Origin of the sequence: Methylibium sp. (assembly GCF_031393925.1) — a bacterium.
GTDB lineage: Bacteria > Pseudomonadota > Gammaproteobacteria > Burkholderiales > Burkholderiaceae_C > Methylibium.
On sequence record NZ_JANMWL010000261.1, the window covers coordinates 1 to 6,908 of the forward strand.

At 70.0% G+C, this 6,908-nt stretch carries 7 protein-coding genes; 2 read left to right on the plus strand and 5 right to left on the minus strand.

From position 1 onward, the window contains the following. A partial coding sequence (locus tag RMO12_RS13740; RefSeq protein ID WP_309639713.1) for a hypothetical protein occupies positions 1-205 on the minus strand: 205 nt, incomplete at its 3' end. On the opposite strand from RMO12_RS13740, the gene RMO12_RS13745 reads away from it, so the two are divergent. Continuing rightward, the gene (locus RMO12_RS13745) at positions 180-1,613 is read left to right on the plus strand and encodes a hypothetical protein (RefSeq protein ID WP_309639714.1); all 1,434 of its coding nucleotides are present in this window, start codon (positions 180-182) and stop codon (positions 1,611-1,613) included. The two genes, RMO12_RS13740 and RMO12_RS13745, sit on opposite strands and share 26 nt — an antisense overlap. A 14-nt stretch (positions 1,614-1,627) precedes the next feature. Here RMO12_RS13745 and RMO12_RS13750 read toward each other — a convergent pair whose 3' ends face one another. The 4 genes from RMO12_RS13750 to RMO12_RS13765 all read right to left on the minus strand — a co-directional run bounded on the left by RMO12_RS13750 (position 1,628) and on the right by RMO12_RS13765 (position 6,376). Further along, complete coding sequence (locus tag RMO12_RS13750; protein ID WP_309639715.1) at positions 1,628-2,428, minus strand: molybdopterin-binding protein; 801 nt, start codon at positions 2,426-2,428, stop codon at positions 1,628-1,630. After that, positions 2,425-3,336, minus strand: coding sequence for a cytochrome b/b6 domain-containing protein (locus RMO12_RS13755; RefSeq protein ID WP_309639716.1), 912 nt, complete (start codon positions 3,334-3,336; stop codon positions 2,425-2,427). The genes RMO12_RS13750 and RMO12_RS13755 overlap by 4 nt, the downstream gene beginning before the upstream one ends. 125 nt (positions 3,337-3,461) lie before the next feature. Continuing rightward, a complete protein-coding gene (gene cueR / locus RMO12_RS13760) occupies positions 3,462-3,866 on the minus strand; it encodes a Cu(I)-responsive transcriptional regulator (protein WP_309639717.1) in 405 nt (134 codons plus the stop codon). Further along, positions 3,863-6,376 carry a heavy metal translocating P-type ATPase gene (locus tag RMO12_RS13765; protein ID WP_309639718.1) on the minus strand — a complete coding sequence of 838 codons (2,514 nt, stop codon included), beginning with the start codon at positions 6,374-6,376 and terminating at the stop codon, positions 3,863-3,865. Before RMO12_RS13765 ends, cueR begins: the two co-directional genes overlap by 4 nt. Positions 6,377-6,568: 192 nt before the next feature. On the opposite strand from RMO12_RS13765, the gene RMO12_RS13770 reads away from it, so the two are divergent. Further along, positions 6,569-6,760, plus strand: a complete 192-nt coding sequence (locus RMO12_RS13770; protein ID WP_309639719.1) for a heavy-metal-associated domain-containing protein — start codon at positions 6,569-6,571, stop codon at positions 6,758-6,760. The last annotated feature ends 148 nt before the right edge of the window (positions 6,761-6,908 follow it).

A 6,908-nucleotide genomic window follows, 5' to 3' on the forward strand; every position in this document is an offset into this window, starting at 1 on the left:
AGGCCGGCAGGGCGTGCGGCCCCGTCGGCGGCGGGAAGGCGCCATGCGCTTGCCCTTTCGTAAGATGCGCGGCTTCGCCGGCCTCGGCACGCATGAGGAAGACCGTGGTGTTGAAATTCCGAAAGGCGTGGGTGCCGATCCTGATCGCGGGTCTGCTGACGAGTTCGGGCTGGAGCGCAATGGCCGCCGACAAGGCTTTGGACATTGCGCAGGACGACGCGACCCGCGCGCAAGCCCTGCCTGCTCGCGTGACGGTCGGCTTCGAGCGCTTGCGGCTGCCCGGTGACGAACACATGGGCCTGCTCGGCGCAAGCTACGTCGTGGAGCTGGCGCCTGGCTGGTGGCTGGGGCCGGCGCTCTATGGGGCAGCGACGGGTCGGCGTGGCGGACTGTTCACATGGGGCGCCGAGGGCGCGCGACGCTGGCGCCTCGACGATCGATGGGAAGTCGTCGCGGGCGTGTACGTCGGCGGCGGTGGCGGCGCCGGCGCCCCGGTAGGCGGTGGCTTGATGCTGCGCCCGCATGTCGACCTGATGTTCGACTTCGGCGGCTGGGCGACCGGCATCTCGGCTTCGCAAGTCCGTTTTCCGAGCGGCACGATCCACAGTGCGCAGCTCGGCCTGCTGGTAACGATGCAGGACAAGTTTGCGTTCACCGCCCCCGGCCTTGCCGGACGGAGCATGGAGTTCACTGGCCCGGGCGGCCTGGGCGCTGACCGCGTGGCGGTGACTGCAGGCCGATATGCCTCCGGTTCGGCCAGTGGCAAGTCGCTCGGCTATGCGGGCATGCGCTTGGAGCGACAACTTGACCATGGGGTGTCTGCGACCCTGGAAGCGGCCGGAGCGGCAACGGGAGGGGCCGATGGCTACGCCGAGGTGTTGGGCGGTGTGCTGGCGCTCTGGCCGGCCGGCAGCGAGGCGATTCGGGTCGGTGTCCGTGCTGCGGTCGGTCTGGGTGGCGGTGGCGCCGTGCTCACCGGCGGTGGCCCGATCGCGAAGGCGGCGTTATTGAGCAGGCTGCAGTTGAGCCGTCAGTTGTCACTCGACCTCGAGACCGGCCGAGCCCGTGCGTTCAGCGGCGATTTCAACACGCCCTATGCGCAGCTTTCGGTCGGTATGAAGCTCGGCGAAGCACGGGCCGAGGCCGGCTCCGCTGCATCGCCCAGGATCATGCATGACACGGAATGGTCGCTCAGCGTGCAGAACTATCTGCACGCCCGCAGGAAGGATGGCGGCGCGCCTGGCCTGAGTACCTTGGGCCTCAAGTTTCGTCGCTCATTGACCGAGCACCTGTATCTGAGCGGCCAGGCCCACAGCGCGATCACCGGCGGCGCAGGCGCTTATTCGGTCGGCCTGGTTGGCCTCGGCACGACCACGCGCTTTGCGCGGTACCCGCGCTGGAGCGTCGGGGCCGAGGCCATGGTCGGTGCGGCCGGTGGGGGCGGTGTCTTCAGCGGCGGCGGCGCAATCGCGGAGCCGATGGCCTGGATCGGGCGGGATCTCGGCCGCTACGGCCGAGTCAAGGTCGGCGCGGGTTACGTCAAGTCGCTGCGCGGCGGTCTTTCGTCGCCGGTGATCGACGTGACGTGGGCTGCCGAGTTCGGCACGCCTTGATGTTTCGTTTGGACTCAGATCCCCGCATACCACTCGTACCCCGTGTCTTCCCAATAGCCGCCCCGCCCGCCGCGGATGCCTTCCAGGCTCGCCACCAGCTCGATGCGCATCAGGTACTTGGCGTGCTTGTAGCCGAGCTGGCGCTCGATGCGGGCACGCAGTGGCGCGCCGTTGCCCACCGGCACCGGGGCACCGTTGAGTTCATAGGCCAGCAAGGTCTGCGGGTGGTAGGCGTCGTCGAGGTCGATGCTCTCGTAGTAGAGCGAGTCGGGGTCGCCCTCGTCCATGGCGTCGGCGCAATGGAACACCACGAAGCGCGCGCCGGCTTTCGGCTTCACCTGCTCGAGCACGCGGCCGAGCTGCACGCCCTTCCATTGGCCGATGCAGCTCCAGCCTTCCACGCAGTCATGCCGCGTGATCTGCGTGCGCGAAGGCAGGGCGCGCAGTTCGGCCAAGGTGTACGAGGCCGGCGCTTCGACCAAGCCGCCGACCTCGAGCTTCCAGTCGGCAAAGCCGCCTTGGAGCAGCGCGCGGTAGTCGGCGCCGGCCGGCAGGCGCGTGCCGTTGCTGCGAAAGCTCTTCTGCACGTCGGCCGGCGTGAATTCCTGCGCCATCGAGCGACGACCCGCGACGGCCTTCTGCACCGAGCGGCTCAGCCCTTCGGCGCTCTTGAGCACGCCGACAAAGGATTCGCTGTTGGAGAGCCGGTCGCAGGCGCCGAGCAGCAGGCTGCCGGCCGCCGCCAACGCGCGGCGCAGCAAGCGCCGCCGGCCACGCGGGGCCATTGCGTGTGGCGCGCGGTGCTGCGGGCTCATGGCTGCCTCCGGGAATCGCCGGAAACGACGGGCCGCTCTCGAGTTTCCTCGACCCCTCGGGGGCGGGTTCGGCTCGCCGAGTCCTGGGGCACTTGGTAGTAGCCGGTGATCATCGAGCGGAGCTGGTTCCACACGCCGCTGATGACGACCTCGAAGACATGCACCAACACGAACAGCAGCAGCCCGGTGGCGGCGAGAAAGTGCAGGGTGCGCGCCGATTGCCGCCCGCCCAGCAGGTCGACCCAGCCGGTCAAGACGCTGTCGAGCATGGGCGACATCGCCATCCCGGCCACCACCGCGAGCGGCAGCAGCACGAAGATCACCGCCAGGTAAGCCAGGTTCTGCAGCACGTTGTAGCGCTTGGCGGCCTCGCCGCTCGGGTGACGAAACAGCAGGTGGTCGCGCACCGAAGCGCCGATGCGGCGCAACTCCTCGCGCGTGGGCAAGAGGTCGCGCCGCAAATGGCCGCTGAAGAAGCTGTAGAGCAGGTAGGCCGCGCCGTTGAGCACGAACAGCCAGGCGAAAAAGAAGTGCCAGTGCCGGCCCATCGACAGCCACTGCGGGCCCGGGATGGTGGCCCACGAGGGGAAGCCGCGCGCCATCGGCTCACCGCCGCGGCCCGAGGCCGAGACGCCGAGCACGCCGTCGGTCACGAACGCATGGCCGGCGATGCGCGTCACGCCGACCATGCGCCCGTCGCGCTCCTCGGCGCCCATCGACACCCAGGGCGTGGCGAAGCTCGAGTCGTGCCCCCAGTAGAGCGCCGGGTGGGCGTTGAAGATCTGCAGCCCGCTCATCAAGAGGATGGTGAGGCACAGCACGTTGATCCAGTGCATCAGGCGCACCGGCAGACGGTGGCGGTAAAAGCGCTGGGCGGTCGGGCCAGTCGGGGCAGCAGCAGCGTCCATCGGGTGTCCTCCAGGGTGGCCGCGCGAGGTGCGACGCCGGATGATGACCGGCGCATGCCGCTTCGTCGCGTGGCACAGCCAAGACCTTGCACACCGATGCGACGTGGCGTGCAGAGCGCTTCGCATCACCTGCCCGCAGAGCCCAGTTCATCGAGGATCGGGCAGTCGGGCCGTGCGTCGCCGTGGCAGCACGACGCCAGGCGCTCCAAGGTGCGCTGCATCGCGGTCATTTCGTCGATGCGCCGCTGCAGGTCGGCGGCATGCGCGAGTGCGATGCGCTTCACGTCCGCGCTGGCACGGCGGCGGTTCTGCCAGAGCTTGAGCAGCTGTGCAATCTCGGCCATCGAAAAGCCCAGCCCGCGTGCGCGGCGGATGAAGCGCAAGGTGTGCACTTCCTTCTCGCCGTACTGGCGGTAGCCGGCGTCGGTGCGCGCGATCTTCGGCAACAGGCCGAGCGACTCGTAGTGGCGCACCATCTTGGCCGAGACGCCGGAGCGCTGGGCCGCCGGGCCGATGTTGAGGGCGCTCATCGCACCGCCCCCTTCCAGCGCCGCAGCAACAGCGCATTGCTCACCACGCTGAGGCTGCTCAGCGCCATCGCCGCAGCGGCGATCACCGGGTTGAGCAGGCCCAATGCGGCCAGCGCAATGCCGACCACGTTGTAGGCAAACGCCCAGAACAGGTTCTGGCGGATCTTGGCGTAGGTGCGGCGCGAGATGTCGATCGCATCGGCCACCAGCGCCAGGTCGCCGCGCATCAAGGTGATGCCGGCGGCGTGCATCGCCACGTCGGTGCCGGTGGACATGGCGATGCCGACATCGGCCGCCGCCAGCGCCGGTGCGTCGTTGATGCCGTCGCCCACCATCGCGACGCGCGCGCCGTTGGCCTTGAGCGCCGCGACGATGGCCGCCTTGTCCTCGGGCAGCACCTCGGCATGCACGTCGTCGATGCCGAGCGCCTGGCCCACCGCCGCAGCGCTGCCGCGGTTGTCGCCGGTGACGAGCGCGGTGCGCACGCCCTGCGCGTGCAGCGCGCGCAGCGCTGCCGCGGCGCCGGGCTTCACCGCATCGCCAAACGCCAGCAGGCCGATGAGGCGCGGCGCGGCGCTCACGTCGCTGATGTCGGCCAGCCACGAGACGCTGCGCCCTTGGGCCTGCAGCGCCTCGGCGCGCGCCGCCAGCGACGCGCGGCCGACCTTCAGTTCGTCCATGTAGCGGCCGCTGCCCAGGCGCAGCGCGCGCCCGTTCACCGTGCCGGCGATGCCGCGCCCGGCAACGGCGGTGACTTCGCGGGCCGCCGGCACCGCCAGACCTTCGCTCGCTGCCGCCTCCATCACCGCGCGGCCGAGCGGGTGTTCGCTCTGTGACTGCAGCGCGGCGCTGAGCGCCAGCAGTTCACGCGCGTCGTCGGCAGCGGCTCGGGCAGCGCCGGCCGCGCCCGCCGCGGCGCCCGCGCCCACGGCTTCGTGCGCCACGAGACGCGGCTTGCCTTCGGTGAGCGTGCCGGTCTTGTCGAAGGCCACCACCTCGAGCGCATGCGCCACTTCCAGCGCCTCGGCGTCCTTGATGAGGATGCCGTGGCGCGCCGCCACGCCCGTGCCGGCCATGATGGCGGTCGGCGTCGCCAGGCCGAGCGCACACGGGCAGGCGATCACCAGCACCGCCACGGCGTTGAGGATGGCCGCCTCCCAGTGGCCGGTGCCCAGGCCCCAGCCGAGCAAGGTGACGAAGGCAATGACGATCACCACCGGCACGAACACCGCACTCACCCGGTCCACCAGCCGCTGGATCGGCGCCTTGCCGGCCTGCGCCGACTCCACCATGCGCACGATGCGCGCGAGCGTGGAATCAGGCCCGACCGCCGTGGTGCGCACCCGCAGCACGCCCTCGCCATTGACCGAGCCGCCGGTCACCGCCTCGCCCGCGTGCTTGGCAATCGGCAGGCTCTCACCGGTGATGAGCGACTCGTCGAGGTGGCTGGCGCCTTCGACCACCACGCCGTCGACCGGCATCCTTTCGCCGGGGCGCACCACGACCTCGTCGCCGACCTGCACCTGCGCCACCGGCACCTCGCTCTCCTGCCCCGCGCGCCGCACCCGCGCCGTCGCAGGGCGCAGCGCATTGAGCGCGCGGATCGCCTCGGTGGACTGGGGCTTGGCACGCGCCTCCAGCCACTTGCCGAGCAGCACCAAGGTGATGACGATCGCCGAGGCTTCGAAGTAGAGATGCAGCATGGCGCCATCGCTGGCCATGCCCGCCATGCCCGGCATGACCATCACGCCGCCGGCCGAGCGCAGCAACTGCCACACGCTCAGGCCATACGCCGCCGAGGTGCCCAGCGCCACCAGCAGGTCCATGTTGCCGGAGCCGGCCTTCAGCGCCTTCCAGCCGGCACGGTAGAAGCGCCCGCCGAGCCAGAACTGCACGGGGGTGGCGAGCGCGAACTGCAGCCAGCCGTCGAGCATCCAGTGGCTGCCCACCAGCAGGCCGAACATCGGCAGCGCCAGCGGCAACGACAAGGCCGCGGCCACGGCGACCGGCCACCACGGCGCGCCGCCTCGCTGGGGTGCCGCGCGCTCATCCGCGTCCGCGCTCGACAGGCGCGCCTCGTAGCCGGCCGCCTGCACCGCCGCGCGCAGCGCCTCGGTATCGACCTCGCCGGCCCACTTGATCTCGGCCGTCTCGGTGGCGAGATTCACCTGCGCCGACACCACGCCCGGCACTTTGGCGAGCGCCTTTTCGACGCGCGCCACGCAAGAGGCGCAGGTCATACCGTCGATTCGTAGCGTGAGGCGGCGCTCCGCGAGCGCATAGCCGGCACGCTCGACCGCGCCGCGCAGCGCCGCGATGCCGACCGAGGCATCGGCGCGCACGCTGGCGACTTCGGTGGCGAGGTTGACGCTGGCCTTGTCCACGCCCGGCAAGGCCTGCAGCGCCTTTTCGACCCGCGACACGCAGGAGGCGCAGGTCATTCCTTCGATCGGGAACGACCAATGCCGCAGGGCGGCAGATGAAGGAGCGAGGGTGGCAGTGGCGTTCATGACGAGGTCGGCCTTCGGACGCAAGTGCAGTGTGGCGACAGCGCGAGTCTGAAGCTTCCCATCATGGAAGGGTCAAGCCGGGCTTATGCAATTCCACATCGGCAAGGCGGGAACGACCGCACGTCGTTTGACCTTGCCACGGTGGCAAGCTTCACAGTGCAATCCATTCATCACGTCTTGCGGAGCGCGCCCATGATCGAATTCAACATCCCTTCCATGAGCTGCGGCCACTGCGTCGCTCGGTTGACCGAGGCAGTCAAGGCCGCAGACCCGAGCGCCAAGCTCGAGGTGGACCTGAAGAACAAGCAGGTCCGCGTCGAAAGCGCGAAAGACCGCGCCGCACTGGCGGCAGCGCTCAGCGAGGCCGGCTACCCGCCAAACTGAGCCGCTGCAAGCCAGGCCGGCAATGTCCGGCTGTCGGCAGGCCAGCGCCGAGCGAGCTACCTGGCCATCTCGATCGTGGTGACGACGAGTGAACCGCCTGCCTTCTCCGCGGTGAACCTCACCTTGTCGCCGACCTTCACCGTGTCGA